6 protein-coding genes are annotated in these 21,092 nt (G+C 53.3%); all 6 read right to left on the bottom strand.

Features of this window, described 5'->3' with window-relative positions:
- Positions 1 to 18: 18 nt before the first annotated feature.
- Positions 19 to 8,292, bottom strand: coding sequence for an amino acid adenylation domain-containing protein (locus ACZ5DH_RS00945; protein WP_464255305.1), 8,274 nt, complete (start codon positions 8,290 to 8,292; stop codon positions 19 to 21).
- A gap of 145 nt (positions 8,293 to 8,437) precedes the next feature.
- Positions 8,438 to 16,336, bottom strand: a complete 7,899-nt coding sequence (locus ACZ5DH_RS00940; protein ID WP_464255304.1) for an amino acid adenylation domain-containing protein — start codon at positions 16,334 to 16,336, stop codon at positions 8,438 to 8,440.
- Between the two features lie 388 nt (positions 16,337 to 16,724).
- Positions 16,725 to 17,876, bottom strand: coding sequence for an MFS transporter (locus ACZ5DH_RS00935; protein WP_464255303.1), 1,152 nt, complete (start codon positions 17,874 to 17,876; stop codon positions 16,725 to 16,727).
- Between the two features lie 86 nt (positions 17,877 to 17,962).
- Positions 17,963 to 18,109: a hypothetical protein gene (locus tag ACZ5DH_RS00930; RefSeq protein WP_464255302.1), complete on the bottom strand. Its 147-nt coding sequence runs from the start codon at positions 18,107 to 18,109 to the stop codon at positions 17,963 to 17,965.
- Between the two features lie 106 nt (positions 18,110 to 18,215).
- A complete protein-coding gene (locus tag ACZ5DH_RS00925) occupies positions 18,216 to 19,817 on the bottom strand; it encodes a (2,3-dihydroxybenzoyl)adenylate synthase (protein WP_464255301.1) in 1,602 nt (533 codons plus the stop codon).
- On the bottom strand, positions 19,814 to 20,602 hold the full coding sequence (locus tag ACZ5DH_RS00920) for a thioesterase II family protein (protein ID WP_464255300.1): 789 nt from the start codon (positions 20,600 to 20,602) through the stop codon (positions 19,814 to 19,816). The genes ACZ5DH_RS00925 and ACZ5DH_RS00920 overlap by 4 nt, the downstream gene beginning before the upstream one ends.
- Positions 20,603 to 21,092: the final 490 nt, after the last annotated feature.

Below are 21,092 nucleotides of genomic sequence, written 5' to 3'. Positions count from 1 at the left end.
TGTGTCTCCTTCAGTTTTTCACTGAATGATAAATGCGCCTTCTTCAAAATCATCCACCGCATCAACCGCCAAGCCTTGTTCCATCAGAAGACTGGCTGTTTTAAAAACGGTGCCCGCCTCCAGGAGGGACGCAATGGAGAGGTCTATATTGAACCTGGCCTTTATTTTGTTGACTATCCGTATGGCCGTCAGGGAGTCGCCTCCCAGAATGAAAAACGAGTCGTGCATACCCACAGTATTGACTTGCAGCACGTTGGCGAAAATTTCCGCCAGTTCTTCCTCAATACCAGTATCCGGGTGCTCATCCCTCTGGGCCTGAGCACCCGTTTCCACCTCTGACTGAGAAAGAGCCTGGAGGTCTACTTTTCCGTTGGCAGTCAGGGGCAGTTTGTCAGAAAAGGAATAATAGGTTGGCACCATATAGGCAGGAAGACGTTCCGCCAGATAAGCCTGAACAGTGGACGCGGAGAGGATGCTTCCCGGCTGCGGAACCATATGCCCGACCAGAAGACGCGCATCATTCTGCCCGCGCATGACGGTGACGGCGCAATCCCTAACTACCGGAAGCTGTCTGGCCGTCGCCTCAATTTCACCCAGCTCTATGCGATGGCCGCCGATTTTTACCTGAAAATCCTCTCTGCCCATAAACATGATGTTGCCGTCCGGCCGGTAATACCCCATGTCGCCTGTACGATAGAGCCGCTCATGCGTGAGAGGGTGCAGGATGAAGTGATCGTCGGTTTTTTCCCTGTCCTGCCAGTAGCCCTTGGCAAGCCCTGCTCCCCCTATGTACATCTCGCCCACAACCCAGTCCGGGCAGGGCATCAACTGGGCATCAAGCACATGAAAACGCTGATTTTTCATTGGATGCCCGTAGGGAATGCTGGGCCACCGCGCAGCATCCTCCTGAATGGGGAAAAGAATGGACCAGATGGAAGCCTCTGTTGCCCCGCCAAGGCTCACCAACTCGACATCAGGCATCGTGCCGCGGATTTTTTGGGGCAGGTCCGTGGGAATCCAGTCCCCACTGAGCAAGGCCAGCCGGACAGAAGGTAAAAGATTCTCCTTCCGCTCTGCTGCATAGGTCACGAGCATCTGCATCAGCGCCGGCACTGAATTCCAGAGGGTAACCCGATGATCACGCAGCAGTTGCATCCAGCGCGCAGGTTCGCGGTCAGCGGACGGGTCAGGCATGATGACGGTTCCCCCGGCCGCCAGTATTCCGAAGATGTCATACACAGACAAATCGAAATTCAATTTCGATAACGCGAGAACTCTGTCATCCGGCCCGACAGCAAAACGCTCGTTAATGTCAGTAATGGTATTTACGGCGCCTTTGTGGTCAATCATGACGCCTTTGGGCTGCCCTGTGGAGCCGGAGGTAAAAATGACATAGGCTAGTTGATCGGGCGTTTGAACGGACTCCAGAGGCGCAGGGGCGATACCCTCCCCTGAGATCTGCTCCACAACCCTGATTTCAACGCCTTCCGGCCAGCAGACCTTCTCGCTTATGCCGGGCTGCGTGAGCACCAGAGTCACATTGCTGCTCATCAGCATAAACTCCAGGCGTTTTTTCGGCGTGTCGGGAGCAATAGGCAGATAGGCGGCACCGGATTTCAGAATGGCCAGCACCGCGACAACCTGCTCCCATCCCTTTTCCATAACCACAGCCACCAGAGAATCCGGCACCGCGCCTTTCTGACGAAGCTCGCGGGCCAGCACATCGGAATGCCCGGCAACTTCGGCGTAGCTCATCGTGCGCCCAGCGGCCACTACAGCTTCTTTTTCCGGGCAAGCCCGGCATTGGCGTGTAAACAGCTCATGCAACAGGCATGGTTCCACAGGTTGCCCCGTATCATTCATGCGTGCGCGAACGTCAAGCTGCGATTGCGGAACCAGAGGAATATAAACGGCATCCCATACGGCGGGGTCGTCGGCCAATCTCTCCAGCAGGGCCACAAAGGCATGAAACATGTCTTCAAGGACGTTCCCCGGAAAAATTTCCTCAAGGGCATCCCAGAATATGACAAGATCGCCCCCGTCTTCATGCACCTGAAGGTCCAGCCACACTTGCGGGGTCTGGCTCACACCATGGCGGATTTTCCCAGCCTTTCCCAAAGGCCCCGTGTCCTTCCCGCCCATGCCTGCAATCAGGTTGCTCGTAAAAACTACAGGCATGATGTTCACACGGTTTCCTGGGGCCTTCTTGCCCAACTCCCGTAAAACCTGAACCCCGCTGAACCAGCGATGTTCCATGTCTCGCAGCATCTGGTTCTGGATATGCCGGGCTCGGGCTTCGAAGCCGGCGCCTTCCGGCATGTCCACTTCCAGAAACGTCAACGAAGTAAAATCACCAAATATATCATTTATTTGCTCATGAACAGGCAAGCGATTGAACAAGGTTATGTTGATGCAGAAATGGGAAGATTTGCTCCATACCGCCAAAACTTCCGCGTAGGCGGCCATAAGAATGCCCGAGGGTGTAACACCGGCCGTGGAGGCTCTGTTTTTCACCTTCTTCCAACCAGCGGCCTCCAAAAGAGCCCGCCGCCGGACGAACACCGGGGAATCAACGTCCTCAAGCGTCTTTACCGTTGGCAGTTCCGGCGCGCCGGGAAGAGTATCCAGCCGCTCCATCCAGTACTGCCGGGAGGCCTGATAAACAGGAGAATCGCGGAAGCTCTTTTCCGACAGCACATAGTCCCTGAAAGAAAGGGTCAGTGCAGGCAGAGGCACGTCGGGATTGTTATAGTAGTGCCAAAGCTCCTCAAACAGATTTCTCATACTGTGGGCGTCGGTCAAAAGAAAATCCATACTCATGTGAACTATGCTGTGAACGCCGCCCAGCCGTGATATGCGGACATCAAACAACGGCCACTGGTCTGATGCAAATATCTGGTGCGACATTTCGCTGCGAACTTCCGCCAGACGATCCCCGGCAGCGTGATCTCCCAGACCCGCCAGATTGTATATGGGAATGACAAAGTCAGGCACTGTTTCAAGTATCTTCTGACGCCCCTCCGGCTGCACGACGGCCCGCAGCATCTCGTGCCTCTGGATCAGGCTCCTCCAGGCCTTTTGAAAACGCTCGGGGTCCAGATCATCAAAGTCGTATTCACTATACCCGTGGCAAGAAATACGCCCCATGCCCAGCATGCCGCTGCGCCCCACCCAGTAGGCTTGCTGGATGTCCGTCAGGTCAAAAGGTTCAAACCGGTTTTCGGGGTCAGCGTGCAGAACAAAGCATTCGGAAACATCAACTTTGGCACCATCATTCCCTTTTTGTGTATTTAACCCGCCCATAATATGCCGGGCCAGCTGCCCCACTGTGGAGAATTGAGAAAATTCGTGAGATGTCACCCTGACGTTCAGCTTCTTGCTCAATACGCTTGAAAGATTAATAAAAATTAGTGAATCCATCCCCAGTTGAATAAAATCCGCGTCTCCCGGCACTTCCTCAATGTCCAGACCGAGCAGCTCCGCCACATGCGCGGTAAGGAATTGCGTCAGCAGCTTTTCCCGCTGCTCTTCGCTCCCGGCCATTATTCCGTCAAGAATCACAGCGTCAGCGCTCTTTGCCTGCTCAGGTTCACGGGACGGTGCCGTTGCGAGGCAAGAGAACAGCGGGGGCACATTTTCCCCCAGTCCGGCGACATAGGCATCCCAGTCCACATGAGCGATGCACACCTGCGGATGGGCGCATGTCCAATGGTCGGCCATGCGGGACAAAGCCTGCGCCGGTAAAAAGGAATGGATACCCATTTGCTTACGGGCCAGATGCCCCTGCGTGTCGTCAGCCAGCATTCCGACTTCAGAAAACGGCCCCCAATTGACGCTCAGGGCGGGCAGGCCCTGCCGGCTCCGAAAATGGGCCAGTGCATCAAGAAAAATATTGGCCGCCGCATAATTTCCGCTGCCAGGCCCCCCCATGAGCGTGGACAAAGATGAGAAAAGCACAAAAAATTCCAGCGGATCAGCCACCGTAAGACGATGGAGGTTCCAGGCGCCCTCGACCTTGGCCGACATTTTTTCTTTTATATTCTCCGTGCTTTGCTCAAGCAGGAGGCTCTGTTCAACCACACCGGCAAGGTGAAAAACACCCTTGAGGGGGGGAACGGCAGCCCGAATTTCATCCAAAACAGCGGCAAGTGATTCCCCGCAAGCGACATCGCCTTTCCGCACAATAATCTGGGCGCCGGAATCCGCCAGTTTGTCAATTGTCTTTTGCGCCACATTGTCAGGGTCATTCCTCCCCATCAGAACGATGCGCCGGGCCCCCTGTTCCGCAAGCCATGCGGCGGTTCTGAGCCCCACGCCGCCAAGTCCGCCAGTGACCAGAAAAGTGCCGTCCAGCTCGTCCTGGCAATCGCCGCTTCCAGCACGCGCTGGCCGCACCAGCCGACGGAGACGGGGAACATAGACCTGATTGTTACGCAGGGCCGTTTCCGATTCATTCCCTTGATGACGCAACGTGTCCCACAGCAGCCTGACAGATCCGGTCTGTCCCTCCCAGCCGGAAGCGAGGTCAACGAGGGAAAAGCCCATGTCCGGGTGCTCCTGTGCCGCAACACGGCAAAATCCCCACAAGGGGGCCATATGCGGGGCAATGGAATCTTCCGGCAAAACAGCAACCGCGCCGCACGTCACCACGCAAAAGCGCGCGACCGCAGCACGGGACGCCTTGATTGTCTGAAGAAGTGAAACAGCCTTTACCTGCCCTTCCACTGCCGCTTCAGCCGGGTCAACATCTTCTCGCAGGGCACTTGTCTCCTGCAGGAGGATAATGTTGACGTTCATTCCCTTTCGGACGGAAAGGCGTTCGGCAAGAAGTTCGGACATTCCTGCCCCGCAATGCAGTTCATCCGGCAATGCCGTCGCTTCATGCCCAGACTCCAGAATGAGGGAACAAAGTTGCTCCGCGACATTCTTATTATTCCCGATGACAAGCCAACATTCATCACCGGCCACGGAAGTCCGTTCCGCAACGGGAGCCTGTACTTGCCATTGCACGGTGTATGCGTCGTTATGGGCGTTTTCCGGAAGATGGGTGTTTTTCATTTCTACCCCTTCAACCGCCGCAATCAGGTGCCCATCCGGGGCAAACAGATGAAAATCCGCCGTGAAATCGTCATCCCGCCATGAACCGCCAGGGCGAATGGCTGTATGGCAGTACATTTCTTCCGAAGGCTGGCTCAAAAAGAGCACATTGCCGAAACGGATCGGCATAAAGGCCTTTTGGTCCAACAGTTCCGGATTTTCATTCAGGGGAATCGCCAGAAGCGTCTGAAGGCAGGGATCGATAAGCGAAGGGTGGCGGGCGAAGCGGCAGGCTTCTCTCATAAAGGCAGCGGTAAAGGAAACTCTGGACAATGCCTCGTGTTCACTGACCCTGATCTCGGTAAACGTCCACCAGTTCCATGTATGTTCTGAAACATAGTCCGTTTGCGCGAGCTTTTCTTTAAAGTCAGCCACATTCAGGGGGGGACCGCAATGTTCGCGGCAGCAGTCCAGGGGGGGCTCCGGGGCATCCTCTGTTTCAAAAGAGGGCATCAGACGGCCTGTCATATGCTGATGCCATGCCCGGCTTTCCCCTGTTCCGGCATCGTCACTGAACGCGGTAAAGGAGAACATCCCCGCCGCTTTCTGCTCAAAAACGATTTGCACCAGGGGGCCACGGCCCTCCCGCATCAGCAGCGGGCGATGAAGCATCAGATCCTTGATGACCGCAGCCCGCCCGTCAAACAGCATGGCCCCTGAAGACAACAGCATTTCCCACCACGCCCCTGCGGGCACCATAGCAATGCCGTGTACCCGATGCTCCTTTATTGATGGGCAGTCATGCGGCTCCACACGAAATTGAAAAATCAGGGGCGCGCAATCCAGCTTGCACCCGGAAAAAGGCAAATTCTTTTCCCACCCGCGCTGCTGGGGGAGCGCATGGTCATCGATTATTTTCTTCCGGTTACCGTCAAACCAGTAGCGCTTTTTCTGGAAGGGATACCCCGGCATTGATACCCGGCAGGCAGGCCTGTCCTTATAGAATGCCGCCCAATCTACTGTAAATCCACTGAGATACCATTCCTGCAAGCAGTCAAGAACATAGCGTTCTTCATCCATTTCAACGTGCAGCCCGTTGGCGGCGCTTGTGCAGGCATTCTTCGGACTATGCCGTTTGCCGGGGCCAAGCACCACGGCCAACCCGTCTTCTCCGGCGGCATCCATGCCCAAAAGATCCGCATCATCAGCCTTGGGGGCAGACCAGAAGGCAGCGCTGGCAACAGTGTCGCCTTCCAGTTCTTTCCCCGTCGTCGCAGACAACAGGGCAACCCGCGGGAGCGAAAATCGGATGCCGTCAGCCGGGGCTCCGCTCAAAAGCCGTATACCGTCTTCAAGACTGAACACGCCCGCAAGGCAGGCCGCGACATATTCGCCAACACCGACGCCCAGCATCTTATCCGCCGAGGCTCCCCAACCGCGCCACATGGAGCCCAGGGAATACTCAAGGGCAAAAACAAGAGCACGGATTTCTGCGACCTGAACAGGCATCCCCAAAAGGCTCTCCATCGGTGAAAGCCCGCAGATTTCTCGAAACAGATTGCCGCAGTACTCAAATTCTCTGGCAAAAGCAGGAAACCGGGAAAAAAGTTCCCGCCCCATGCCATGCGTCCAGCCTTCCGCTCCGGGAAACACGAGCACGGCCCTGTCGGCCTTAGCAGCCCTGGCGCAAGCCCGCCCAGGAAGTTCTTTGGCCAAAAATGCGCTCAGGCCGGCCTTGAGTTCCCCCACGCTCTTGCCTATCGCGGCGGCACGGAAGGGGAAGTGGCTTCTTCCCACACCGGCAGTCAAGCATACCGCTGGCAAGGAGGACTCACCTTCTTTATCCAGCCCTTGGCAAAATTGCTGAATATGCTCCCGCAACGCCTCCTCGCTTTTGGCGGAAAGAGCAAGCAGGTGGTTTGCGCCCACGGATGCAACAGCTGGCCGCTCAGGCGCTTCTTCCAGAATCATGTGGGCGTTGGTGCCGCCAAAACCGAAGGAACTGACCCCGGCCCGCCTTGGGGAGCTATTTTTCTTCCACTCAGAAAGCGCAGTGTTGACATAAAAGCGTGTTTTTCCAAAATCAATATGGGAGTTGGGCGATGTGAAATTCAAACTGGGCGGCAATTCCGCGTTCTTCAGAGCCAGAATGGTCTTTATGAGGCTTGCCACGCCCGCTGCCGTATCCAGATGACCAATATTGGTTTTGACCGACCCGATGGCGCAGGGGGTCTCATGGCCGCATTTTTTACCATACCCCAGCGCAAGAGCCTCTATTTCCACCGGGTCGCCGAGTGCGGTGCCAGTGCCGTGCGTCTCTATATATGTTATCGTATCCTTTTCGACGCCCGCGATGTCCAGTGCCTCGCAAATAACCTTGCTCTGCCCTGCCACGCTGGGGGCGGTATACCCCGCTTTGCGCGAACCATCGTTATTAATGGCTGACCCCAGTATCACGGCATGAATGTTGTCGCGGTCTTCAATGGCTTCATCCAGCCGCTTGAGCAGCACAGCGCCAACGCCGTTTCCCGGCACCAGCCCTGTAGCGTTGGCATCAAAAGCGCGGCAATGTCCGTCTTGAGACAACACCATGCCCTGCTGGAACAAATAGCCCACTTTTTGCGGCACGGTTAAAGCAACGCCCCCTGCCAAAGCCATATCGCAACCGCCGGAAAGCAGACTTTCGCATGCCATATGAACCGCGACCAGAGACGATGAGCAGGCCGTCTGCACAGTGATGCATGGCCCCTTGAGATTCATCTTGTATGCTACTCTGGAGGTCAGATAATCCTTGTCATTTCCCAGCAAGGTCTGAAAGCCCGGCAGGTTGAGTGCAACAGTCCCCGAGGGCATCTGGTTGAGCAGATAGGTGCTGAGTCGTGAGCCGGCAAAGATGCCGACATCCCCCGGGAAGTTTTCAGGGGAATAGCCGGCATCTTCAAAGGTGTGCCAGGCAGTTTCCAGAAAAAGGCGGTGCTGCGGGTCCATGAGTTCCGCTTCTGTGGGCGAATACCCGAAAAAAGCGGCATCAAACTTGTCCTCATCTTCCAGAATGAACCCTTTTTTTACATAGAGCGGATTATTGAGTATTTCCGCGTCAACGCCAGCAGCCAGAATGTCGTTGTCTTCAAATTCCGTTATTGATTCCTTGCCATGGCGTAGGTTCTGCCAGAATTCCTGCACACCAGCCGCACCAGGAAATCGGCAAGCCATACCAATGACAGCAATTTTTTCCACTTTATCTGAAGTATCCATTCCGTTGTTCCTTCTTCTTTATGATGCAGGAGAGCAATGGCTTCAAAACAAACGGCGTTTGCGCGCAATAACATTCGCCATCAAGGATTTTCAACTGTAAAACAGATATTGCAACTCCGTGAAAAACCACGTCATACCATTGATATTACCTTTGGCTTGCCCGATGTTTACGGAGCTTCTTTCGCATATGGGATCGATTTTCTACCTGTTGAATTTCTGTGTGTTGCGCGTGCTTTTCACCTATGTGAGAGCTCAGGGAAAGCACTGTTGGAAATTTAAAAAAATCAACAATATCAATATGTTTTGAAAACTCTTTTTCAATCTTTGACTGGATGCGCACGAGCTGTAACGAGTCCACCCCAAGATCAAAAAAGTTTTCCTGAAGGCCAACAATCTCTATTTGAGCGACATTTTTGATGATAGATGCAATACGCTTTTCTGTTTCTGTTTTCTGAAACACCGTATTGCAACTTTTTTCCTCTACATTTACCTTCATATTCTGTAGAAGCTTACGATCGACTTTCCCGTTTGAAGTCAGAGGAAGAGTTTCAATCGGCACCATTACAGAAGGAATCATATAATTGGGGAGAGCCTTCGCCAGATAGATTTTCAATTCTTCGGGGTTATATGAAAAACCTGGTTCCAGCACCAAAAAGGCATTCAGTTTCGCCCGGTTCTGCGAACTGTCCAGAGTAACGACAGCCTCCCGGATACCGCTATGCTGGTTCAGCCGAGCCTCTATCTCCCCAAGTTCCACCCTGTGCCCATTGATTTTTACCTGAAAATCTTCTCTGCCCAGAATACGGAGGCTTCCATCGGGCAGATAGCAGCCCAGGTCACCAGTGCGATAAAGCCTTTCCCCTGTATCCGGGCGAACCAGAAAGCTCTTTGCCGTCTTTTCGTTGTCCTTCCAGTACCCCTGCGCCAGGCCGATGCCTTCTATATAAATCGGGCCGGGAACCCAGTCGGGGCATTCGTCCATAAAGCTATTCAGCACACGAACTTTCTGGTTTTTCATGGACCGGCCGTAGGGGATGCTTTTCCACTCCGGAGCGACTGTTTCGATAGTATGCAGGACAGACCATATGGAGGCTTCCGTTGCGCCGCCCAGGCTGATGATTTCACAATTGTGGGCGATATTCCGTATCCTGTCCGGCAGGTCCAGAGGTATCCAGTCTCCGCTAAGAAGGGTCAGGCGTAGAGCAACCTTCAAGCTATGGTCTGAAAGATATTCGCTAAACATCTGCATCAGCGCCGGTACGGTGTTCCACATGGTGACCCCGTGCCGATTGACAAGGTCAGCCCAATGGGACGGCTCACGACGTTTTTCCGGCTGCGGCACCACAATGGATGCTCCCACGGCCAACAGGCCGAAAATGTCATACACTGACAGATCAAAATGAAGATTGGAAAGGGCGAGCACCCGGTCTTTTGAGGTCACGGCAAACCGGCTGTTGATGTCCAGAATTGTGTTTACAGCTCCTCTATGGTCGATCATCACGCCTTTGGGCCGCCCGGTTGAGCCAGACGTATAGATCACATAAGCAAGGTCGTCGGGCTGCTGACGTTGCTCGATGGGTCGAACAGGTTCCCCGGACACAGCCACGCTGTCGGCGGCAATGCACGAAACCCCTTCGGGCCACGTAATTTTGGAGACGAGGTCTGAGCTGGTAAGGACGACACGCACTTCCCCGTTTGCAAGAAGAAACTCAAGCCGCTCCCGAGGGGTTTCCGGGTCAATGGGAAGATACGCGGCGCCGGAGAACAAAACACCCAGTACCCCTGCAATCTGCGCCCATCCCTTGTCCATAATCACAGCCACCAGTGTATTGGGGCTGCATTCTTTTTCCAGCAGCATGTCACCAATCTGCAGTGCAAGGTCAAACAATTCCCCATACGTCAAAATGGTTTCCCCAAAAATCAGGGAAGTGGCTTCAGGGTGCAGCAAAGCATGTCGGACAAATCCCGTATGCAACAGCTCGCCCGTGCTTTCCGCCTCCGGCAAAACCTTGCGTTTTTCCTTTTGAACGGCAGGGAGCAAGTCAAACTTAGCCTTGCCCCAGAAGGCTTCATCCTCTGCCAGCGATGCGATCAGGCCACAATAGGCGTGGAACATCTGCGGCACCATTTCGTCCGGGAACAGATCCTTTACAAAATCCCAGTTCAGCAGCAACGCGCCTTGCCGTTCCATGACCTGATGGTCCAGCCAGACTTGCGGGGTCTGGCTGATGCTGTAGATGATATCGCCTATTCCCTTGCTGTCTTCGAGAGTTTCCACACCCAGCGCACTTGTAAAAACCACGGGCATGCCGCCACCCTGGCCCCTTCCGTGCATGCGGGCATATTCGCGGATAACCCGAACGCCGCTGAAATAAGGATGATCAAGGTCGTCCCACAATTGCTGCTGCAGCCGGGCAGCCCTGTCCTCAAAGGTGGTTCCGGCGCCCCTGTCCACCTCCAGCAGTGTCAATGAAGTAAAATCGCCAACAATTTCATTAACCTGTTTGTGCAGTGGGAATCGGTTGAACAGCGTAAGGTTGATGGAAAAACGCGGGCTTTTACTCCAGAAGGCCAGCACTTCGGAAAAAATGGCCAGCAGCAGGCCCGAAGGGGTCAGATTGCGTTGGGAAGCCCGGTTTTTCAGCTGCGTCCAGTCATCTGCATCCAGTTTGAATTCAAGGCGCTCAAACCGTTGTGTTTCCATTGTCTCGGGGCTTTGAGCCAAGGGCAGATCTGGTGCCGGCGGCAGGTCTGCCAGGCGTTCAAGCCAATACGCCTTGTCCCTGTTAAAAAAATCTGAGTTTTCAAGTTCGGAGACGGCCAGAACATAGTCCCTGAATGACAGCCCTTGCGCAGGCAAATCAGCATCGGGGCAGTGATAGAGCCTCGCCCACTCATTTAAAATGTGAAACATGCTCCAACCGTCAAAAGCAAGATTGTCAAACCCCATGTGCAGGCGCACCTGCCCCTGATCGCCATAGAGCGTGGCCCGCAGGTCGAATAGCGGCCATACATCTGTGGAGATCACCTGATGGGACATGGCGGCGCGTATATCTCCGAGCCTTTTCGCGCATTCGTCAGGCGAAACTTCGCTAAGGTCTTCAACGGGAATCACAAATTCGGGAGTATGAGCGAGAATCTGCTGCCGACTCCCCCCAGGAAGAACAACGGCCCGCATCATGCCGTGATGCCGCACCAACCGGTTCCAGGCATAGGCCAGGCGATCAAGAAAAAGATTATGACTTTCAATTTCAAAATAACAATACGCGGAAACGTTACCCAGGGCATAAGCACCCGTGCGGCCAATCCAGTAGGCCTGTTGGATATCCGTAAGAGGAAACGGCTCATGCAACGCTTCAGAATCCGGTTCTATTTCGGGCAAAACGGCATCTATGGCCGTTGAAGCCGCATCACCTCGCTGACAAAGGACGTAAGCTGCCAATTGGGCCACAGTGGGGTTTTCAAAAAATTTCCCCAATGGGAGAGGGACGTTCAGGCGTTCACGTACCAGAGCTGTCAGTTTTGTAGCGATGAGAGAATCGCCGCCGACTTCAAAAAAATTGTCGAAAAGCCCGATTTCGTCGGAGGCGAGAGCCGTGCTCCAGATATCGGCTATAGCCCTTTCAAGCTCAGATGCCGGAGCCTTTTGCCCCCCTTCGCCAGCCTGATCGCTTTTGACAAAGGGGGCTGGCAGAGCATCCCGATCAACCTTTCCGTTGCGGTTCAACGGCCATGCGTCAACGGGCACCCAAAAGGACGGACACATATACTCTGGAAGCTTTTTCCGAAGAAAACCTTCCAGGTGATGTTTGCGAAACCGCTCCACAGTCAAAGGAGCTTGGGCAGTGATGACCCTCTGTTCAAAAAAGGCTTGCCCCAGCGGGTTCTCGCCTTCGGGAAACGCACAAACAGGTTCAAACCCCGCGACCTCCAACTCGTTTTGCCATTGCGCCAGCGACAGCAGCGGCAGGTTGTCATGAAGCCGCTGGTCCTCAAAGTGGCTGAAGCCTTCTATGAACCCCACGCTGATCATCTGGACCCGGATGTTGCGGGTTCCTTCAAGAATGATCAGCCAGCCTCCCGGTGCCAGAAGCGTCTTCAAATGCTTCAGAGTTTCACCTATATGCCGGGCATCGTGAAGAACATTGACAGCAACCACCAGATTATAACTGTGTTTTGCATATCCCTGCTCTTCGGGGGCTTGATTGATGTCGAAGGTATTGAACGAGACAAAAGGAAATGTTTTGAACTTGTCGCGCGCATGATTTGAGAAAAACGGGGTAATGTCCGTGTACTCATACCATGTGCGTTCAGAGGGCAGCAGTGGAAGGACGGATGCAGTGGTGCCGCCGGTACCAGCGCCCACCTCAATAATGCGGAATGGCTCTTTGCCCGGAGAAGCCGCAACAAGCGCCGCCACGATATCTCCAACTATCCGATTGTAATAATTTGCAATGGGGTTGGATTGATACAGGCTCTCCGCGATATGCCACCCTCCTTCAGGGAACAGTAATTCCAGAGGGCTGGTCTCTCCCCGGAAAAGATCGACATGCTTGTGAATGCAATTCTTGAAAAAAGACCACAGGGTTGTAGCTTCAGGGTGCTTCGCCGCATTGACTTCAAGCTCCTGCCAGAACTCCTGCGCCAGATCGCTGGGGAAAGGGACCGTATTGCGGAATCCACCAGAAGCTTCTCTGACCAAAAGGTTCTCATCCACCAGAACATTAAGCCACTGTCCCAAAAGCTTGGAAAATCCCTCACGAACGCGGCACCGGGTCATGATTCTGTTCAGATCCCAGCATTCCCCAGGTTCGGTGAAGACCCCAAGCCGTGCGAGGGAACTGCACATCACCGGAATACTGAGAATCTCCAATCCTTGCCAAAACTGTGTAAAAGCTGCAATAATCTCAGGTTCAGGCATTTGGGCGCTCCGCAAGCTGCCCGCCTGTTTGATCGCATTGGCGCTATTGAACCGATCTTCAATGGATGCAGTTTCAACATCAAACAGCAGTGACCGCTCCTGTGGGTCGGGAATGCAATATCCAACCAGCCTGTTCCCCTTTCCCGGAAGTTCAACGGTATTCACCACAGCGCTTTTTACGCCGGGGCAGCGGGCAAGAACTGTCTCAATTTCCCCCAGTTCAATGCGATGCCCTCTGATCTTAACCTGAAAGTCCTTTCTTCCCAGAAATTCCAGGTTTCCATCCGGCAAATATCTGCCCATATCACCAGTTCGATACCAGCGACCACCATTCCAGTTCACAAAGCTCCGTGCCGTCAGATCAGGTTCTGCGCAATAGCCCCGGGCAACTCCGGAACCACCAATCCACAGTTCGCCAGGCACTAGATCCGGGCAGTCTCTGCCTTTGCTGTCCACCACGCGAAAAGCCTGTCCAGCAAGCGGCTTGCCGTAAGGAATGGATGTCCAATGCTCGGGAAGCGGCAAGGCGACATCAAACACATTTGACCAGATAGAGGCTTCTGTCGCCCCTCCCATAGCCACCAAACGCCCCATGCTCGTGGTACGCTCCAATCGGGCAGGGATATCCATGCCGATCCAGTCGCCCGAGAGCATAACCAACCGCAACGGGAGCAACGCAGGCGTGTGGCTTTCTGCGACGACCATAAGCATTTCAAACAAAATTGGGACGGAATTCCACAGAGTGACATGGTAACGGCACACCAGCTCAAACCAGAGATCAGCATCTCTTCGCCCCGCATCGTTCAGCAGGACAAGGCTGCCGCCGACACCCAGCAGGCCGAAAATGTCATACACGGAAAGGTCGAAGTCCAACGCTGAAACAGCCAATCCTCTGTCTTCAGCGGTGACGGTGTACCTTCTGTTGACTTCAGAAATTGTCTGCCATGCTCCGGAATGGGTGATTTCCACCCCCTTGGGTTGGCCGGTGGAACCAGACGTGAAGATAATGTACGCCAGGGAGTGAACACTGGGCATTTCCGGTTCAGCCAATGGGGCGCAAGTCAAGGCCTGCTCTACGAAAACTGTTTGAACTTCTCCATTGGCTGCGGAAGCCAGATCTCTGCTGGTCAGCACATGGGAGATGGATGCCTTTTTACAAATCTGCTGCCTGCGAACCTCTGGCTGTTCCGGGCTGATGGGGACATAGCAGCCTCCGACGGCCAGAATGCCCAACACGGCTGCTATCTGCTCTATACCTCGCGGCATTGTCACAGCCACTGGAGTTCCAGGGCCTACACCTTGCGCCTTTAACTCTCCGGCTATGCGCAACGCGTTATCCCTGAGAACACCGTAGGTTACTTCTCTTCCTGTATCTCCCTGTATCAACGCAATGCTGTCAGGCGCCGCTGCCGCCTGCTCAAAAAATCCGGCATGGATTGGTCGTGCTTCTTGCAGGGGCGGCATGAGCACACCGTACTCCCTGAACAGGCCTCGGCCATCAAAGGCTCTATCCGCCGGCTGGGCCCATGCTCCCATATTGGCCGCCAGCCACTCCACAAGCATGGCGTAAGAGGAAAGCATTTTCTGAACCAGATTTTCCGGAAAAAGAGCATCCACCGCATCCCATGCCAGCAGGATACCCTCTGCTGTTTCATATATTTGAAAATCCAGCCAGACCTGAGGCGTCTGGGAAATCATATAGGAAAAATTGCCCAGAATTTTCTGGCATTTCTCATCTACAAGCGGAATGCCCAGATTGCACGCGAATACCACAGGCGCAAACATTCTCTTGCCGGGCTCCTGCCGGGCAAGATCACGCTGAACCTGCACGCCGGAGTAAGCGGAATGGGAAACATCACAATGAAACTGCCGCTGAATGGCTTCAAGGTTTTCAAGAAAGGTGCGAGGAGAAGAAAAATCTACCTCAAGAAGCAGCAAGTTGGTAAAATCCGCCACGGCATCTTCAATGCCTTCGGCATCGGAGCGCCTGTCGAACAGCGGAATATTTATGAGAAACCGGGAAGTGTCACTCCACCTGTCCAGAATTTCTGCGTAAGCCGTCAGCAAAACCATGGCTGGCGTTATGCCGTGAGCGGCCGCACCATTTTTTATTCGCTCCCAACTCGCAAGGGATATCGTATGGGTTCTTCTGGTAAATTGGGGACGGGACAACATTTCCGGGTTCAGGGCAAGAGGCAGACCTGGGGCTGCCGGCAAACTGTCAAGCCGTCCTTGCCAGTACTCAGCGGCTTTTTCCAACTCGCCCCTGACTCGGGCCTGTTCTTGCGCCAGATAATTTGAGAACCGCCAGGCTGAACGCTCCGCTGGCAAAGTATCGCCCGCATAAAGAGCAGCAAGGTCACGAATGATAATCTGCAGGCTTTTTACATCGGCAGCCAGAAGGTCGACACCCAGGTGCAGCCGCGTTTGCCCGTCAGGTAAAAGGCTCAGCTCGATATTGAAAACCTCCCCTTCTTCCACATGCAACCGCCGGTGGGAAAGGCGCTCTCTTACACCGTGCAATTCCTGGCAGATGCCGTCGGAAAAGCAACCGCGAAAATCGTGAACAGGCAGGGCTGGAAGCGCTTTTACAGGTTTCACCTGTTGCGTTCCGTCCTCCAGAAACCACGTTCTGAGCATGGCATGGTGCCGTATCAAATCATGCCACGCGGCCTCCAGTCGAACGGGGTCCATATTCTCACCGTCAAACTCCAGGTACGCGTGGCAACCCACTCCACCCAGGGGGCTATCGTCGCGTCTGCCTATCCAGTAGGCGTACTGCACGTCAGTCAGCGGAAAGGGCTGATCCGGGAGACTTGGGCTGGCAGGCAGAGAGTCCACGGGGGCACTGGCAGGAGGCTGCAATGATGTCAACAATGCCCACCAAGCTTCCAGCGTTGGCTTTTCCATAAGCTGGGCAAAACGGACATTTTTCCCGCTTTTGCGCCATGCTCCAACGAGGTTCATGACTTTCAAGGAATCCAACCCCAGAGAAATCAAATCATCATCATCTTTGAATTCCGAGGAAACTGGCAATTCTTCCATTATCTGCCTGCGCACAAGCTGATATGCCGGATTTTCTGAATTGCAGGGGATGTTCTTGCTGGTGTTGCCCTTTGTCATTTCAACCACCTCAAAAAAGCTGTAAGTAACGCGGCAAGCACATGGCCACAATGTCATGCCCGCACAAAACGAGAATAAAATGGTAACATTCGTTTACTACCCAGGATAATTTCCACAAAACGACATTGAATAAAGAGACTGCTGGCGCAGCATGCCTCTAAAATAGATTGCCTTTGAAATGCTTCACATTTAAAAGGTGTCATACTGCCGAAAAATGCGATTTGTGGTAGCCGTTAGCGAGGCTTTGCCGCTTTTGAATCAATTCGCCAAGAATCGCCAGAACAGGACATATATTGGTCACGCGCAAAGATTAAAAAGCCTGCTCATGGTGCCCCTGCGCATCATTTACTGTCGGAAAAAAGGATTCAGGATTGCCCAAGGCATTGCATCAAACCGTAACCTCAGTGGGTGTGACATCCGCCCTGCCCCCTTCAAAACCGTGATACATTTGTATCAAAGCCATAAAAACAAGCGTCGCAATCAGGCAGGCAAAGAGTACGCCGCTGTACCCGATGTGTTCCACAGCATGTAGCGCGAGATTAACTGCCAAAAGCATACCTGCGCCCGTTAATGCCATCTGCAAGGAAAAATCCGTACCGGCCGACGCAGGGTCGCATTTGTCCATAATCAACGTGTAGAGTACCGTGCAGCTGAACCCGTATGAACCGTGGAGAAAAAATATAATACCATAGACGATAAACCCGTCTGCATGGTGATTTGCGGGCAGAAACATGCCTGCAACAGCCAGCGCAGTGAAAACCATGCTCAACTGGGCCACGCGTTTTCGGTCAACCCGGATTGTAAACCAGCCCGCGCAAGCTGCCCCGAGCAAGCCAAAGATGGGGCCCAGGAGGTACATGGCCACCCCGATATCAGCCAGCCCCCAGCCCATATCCACGAGCAGCGGGCCAAGCAGGCTGTATGCGACCATGCCAATCATGCGAAAAACCAGCAGAATAGCGACCCACAGCAGCACACGCGGGCGCCTGAAAAAACGCAAAAGGCTGCCATACCCGGCATGGTTTTGTTTGGGGGCCGAAGGAGGCTCATGCAGGCTGATCACGGGAAACAGCGCCAAAAAAACGCAGGCTGAAAGCAAAAGCAGGCAGGCCTGCCAGCCCAGCCATTTATAGGAGACAAGCATAATGCCTCCCCCCAGAATACCGCCCACAAGATTGCCCCCGGCCTGAATGCTGTTGCCGATTCCTCGCTGTTCAGGGCGCAGCAGCCGAACCCCAAGGGCGTCCGTGGCAATGTCCTGAGTGGAAGATACCAGCGCAGCAAGAGCGAACAGTAGAAGCAACATGCTAAAATTTTCCAGAGGCGGAAAAAATGCCGTCATCAGCAGGATGACAAAAAGCAGCACCTGCATAACCAATATCCAGCTGCGATAATGACCAAAGCGGGAAGAACCGAAACGGTCCACTATTGGCGCCCAAAGAAAATTGGCTGACCAGATCATGCTGATAGTATACAACCAGCTGATTTTTTGCAGACTTTCACCCGCATCACGCAATATCAACGATGTAACGTTCGTCATGAATGCAGGAGCGAGCATTTGTGTTGTGTACAGGCCGCCCAAAAGTATTGCCAAGCGAAGAAATTGGCCTTGCTGTCCCACTATTTTCATGATCTGGCTTCCTGTTCAGTCAGTGCCCTCTGACCAACTTCCTGCAATGTAATAATTTCTGCATGGGCACAAGCCATACGCATGACATAATACAATGGCATGTCCATCAGCATTTCCTCAATATCCCCTGAAACATCATCCACGGCACCCACTTCCCATGCGACAGTTATATGAGCAATTATACACTGCGCTTTCACACTCTTTCAGCCGTTTCACATGGCCCAGCCTCACATTAACCACAGTGCGCCATCAAGCCGTCCTTTTGCCAAACAGCCTTAACAGTTCCTTTTTATCTATTTTTCCCACGCCCGTGAGTGGCCACTTCGTGACCCGCTCCAGCTGATCTGGAAACTTGTACTGAGCTACCCCCAACTCGCGAAAAAAGTCATGCACATGCTTCAGAGAAAGCTCCATATCGGAACGTATAACTGCGCCAATCCTTTCTCCCAGCTTTTCATCCGGAACAGCAATCACCGCCGAAGATTCAACACCGGGAAACGCATTTAAATATGATTCCACTTCAGCCGCCGCTATCTTTTCTCCGGCCCTATTGATTTGTTCCTTTATCCTGCCGGTGACCTTGAGGTTCCCGCAGGGGGTAAATGTCGCCAAATCCCCACTTTTGTAATACCCGTCTGCTGTAAAACTCTTCAGGTTCTGCTCGTCTTCATTGTAATAGCCGCGAATGCTGTAAGGGCCTTTGATGTACAGCTCCCCAACCGCGCCCGGACCAAGAATCTTTCCGTCATTATCAACTATTTTCACATCATCAAAAGGGCTGAGGGGTTTGCCCTGTGTATCCCAAATGACGTCCTGAGGATCATCAAGAGAAGTGTATGACTCAAAGCCTTCTGCAGTTCCAAACACCTGCTGCAAGGTGCACCCCAACTCCGAGGTGACCCTTTCGGCCAGCCCCCGATCAAGAGGCGAGCCGCCGACCTGTAACAGTTTAAGGCTTGAAATGTCTGATTCGTTCCAACTCAGTGCCTTCAGCCAGAGATTCACCAGAGCGGGTACCAATGCCGTAACCGTCACCTGCTCCTGCTCAATGAGGGGAAATACTTCATCCGGGCTTGACGTGGCAGCCATCACCACTTTGCCCCCCTTCAATAACGTCCCGAGCAGACCAGGGCAGCCAAGAGGGAAGTTGTGTCCTGCGGGTAGAACGGTAAGGTAGACAGAATCCTCATCAAGCTTACAACGTTCTGCCGAAGCCTTTGCATTGTAAGCATAATCGGCATGGGTTCTCGGAATAAGCTTTGGAGTTCCCGTAGTCCCGCCGGAAAGTAAAAATAGCGCAAGACTTCTGCTTGATGGGGCGGCAACGGTCACAGCTACATCTGAAATCAAACCATTGTCCGCATAAAAATCAGCGTCCGGGTCTGCGAAAAGAACTATTTCTATACTCGAATTGTTCTGCTGCAGGCGCTGCACCATCTCTTCATACTGGAATCCGAGGTAGCGTTTGCAGACGACATATGCCTTGGGTTTCGCTTTTTGAAAAATCCCGCTCAACTCAATCTCTCTGTGAGCCGGCATAATGTAGATCGGTATGGCTCCAATCTTGAACAAGGCAAAACTAAGGATCACAAAAAGAGAAGAATTGGGGAGCTGAACGGCAATGAAGTCTCCGGGCTGTATGCCTTTTTGCAACAATGCGCCCGCGAGCCTGTCCGCTTCCAGCCTGAGATCTTCGTAAGTGAATCGGTCGCTACCGAAAATCAGGGCATGCCTGTCAGGGTGAGCTTGCGCAAGACAATCCAGATGCTCTCCGAGAGAAAGCCGTTCCCAGCATCCGAGAGATTCATATTTTGCCGCATCTTCAGCTGAAAAGAGCGTTACGTCCTTCAAACTCTCCCCCTCATTTTGCTCAAACCGTCGCTGGCCACGCGGTTAAGCGCTCCGGTCAAATGGGACAAAAAACGATCCGTGGCCGTTCGTATAAAAAAATGGCCGCCATCAATCTCATGAAGATAGAAGTTACGCCCTGTATGCTTTTTCCACGGCTCCACAACTGACCGAGGGGCCTCATCGTCATCGCTGCCATAAAATGCCAGCACATCAATATCCAGCGGCTCTTCCTCAATATGTTCGTACAGTTCTTCAATTGCCAGATCGGATCTCAGTATGGGCAAATACAAATCCATGAGATCCTTGTTTTGCAGTATCTCTTCGGGTGTGCCGGAAAATCGTCGCAAGCCCTCTATGAGTTCATCCTCCGGCAAATGGTGGAGCGGGTTGGGTTCGGGAATATGTGGCGCCCGCGCCGCAGCTACGCCAAGAATCATAGGCAAGGGCATTGCCTTTTTGCGCAATCTGCGCGCCATTTCAAACGCCACCAGGGCGCCGGTACTATACCCCAGGAATGCAAAAGGAATATCCGCGAACGCGAGGATTGACGGCAGTAATTCATCCACCAGTGCATTCACATTGCCAATGGCAGCTTCCCTGATACGGTTTTCCCGACCCGGAGGTTGAACCGCGCAAACAGCCACCCATTCGGGAAGATCCGCTTGCCACGTCCTAAATACGGAGGCGCTTCCTCCTGCATAAGGAAAACAAAAAAGATTCAGCCTGGCGGATTGCCGGGAATAGCAAACTACCCCAGATGTAGAAGGAACTTTAGCGAATTTCATGGTATACTATCTGCTTTCCTGCTTTTGATGCAGCTATCTCATCACCGTTGCGCAAAAGATGAAATCTTACTACTGAGCGCAAGTGCCTATTAAACTGTACCAGTAACAATTAAAAATGGATTTCATTTTCATTATATTGCATTTTTATCTCCCCGTTAATATTTTGTAAAGAATTTTTTAATGAGTCTTGATAGATTGACTTGTCCCCCAAAAACTGGGGGACCTAATAAGTTAAAGGGCAGAATAAGAAAAATGCCAGACTGCGGCGGCCAGTTGCTGATTTAAATCTTGAAAAGGTCATCCTGGGGCGGCGGCAAAGGAAAGCTAAAAAAAGCGCTCACACCTGTCCGAACAATGGGGCCCCCTCTCCTTACAGAAATAGCCCCTCCTGTGATCCAGGCCAGTTCTGTCCTGGACACCGCAGGGGGGCAATTCTTTTTCGATGGAGCGGGAAAAGTCTTCTGAGCCGATGCCATTGCTGAAGAGCCTG

The sequence above is a fragment of the Desulfovibrio simplex genome, assembly GCF_055387835.1.
Note: the sequence above shows the minus strand (reverse complement) of the source record. Positions and strands in the feature narration are given on the sequence as shown.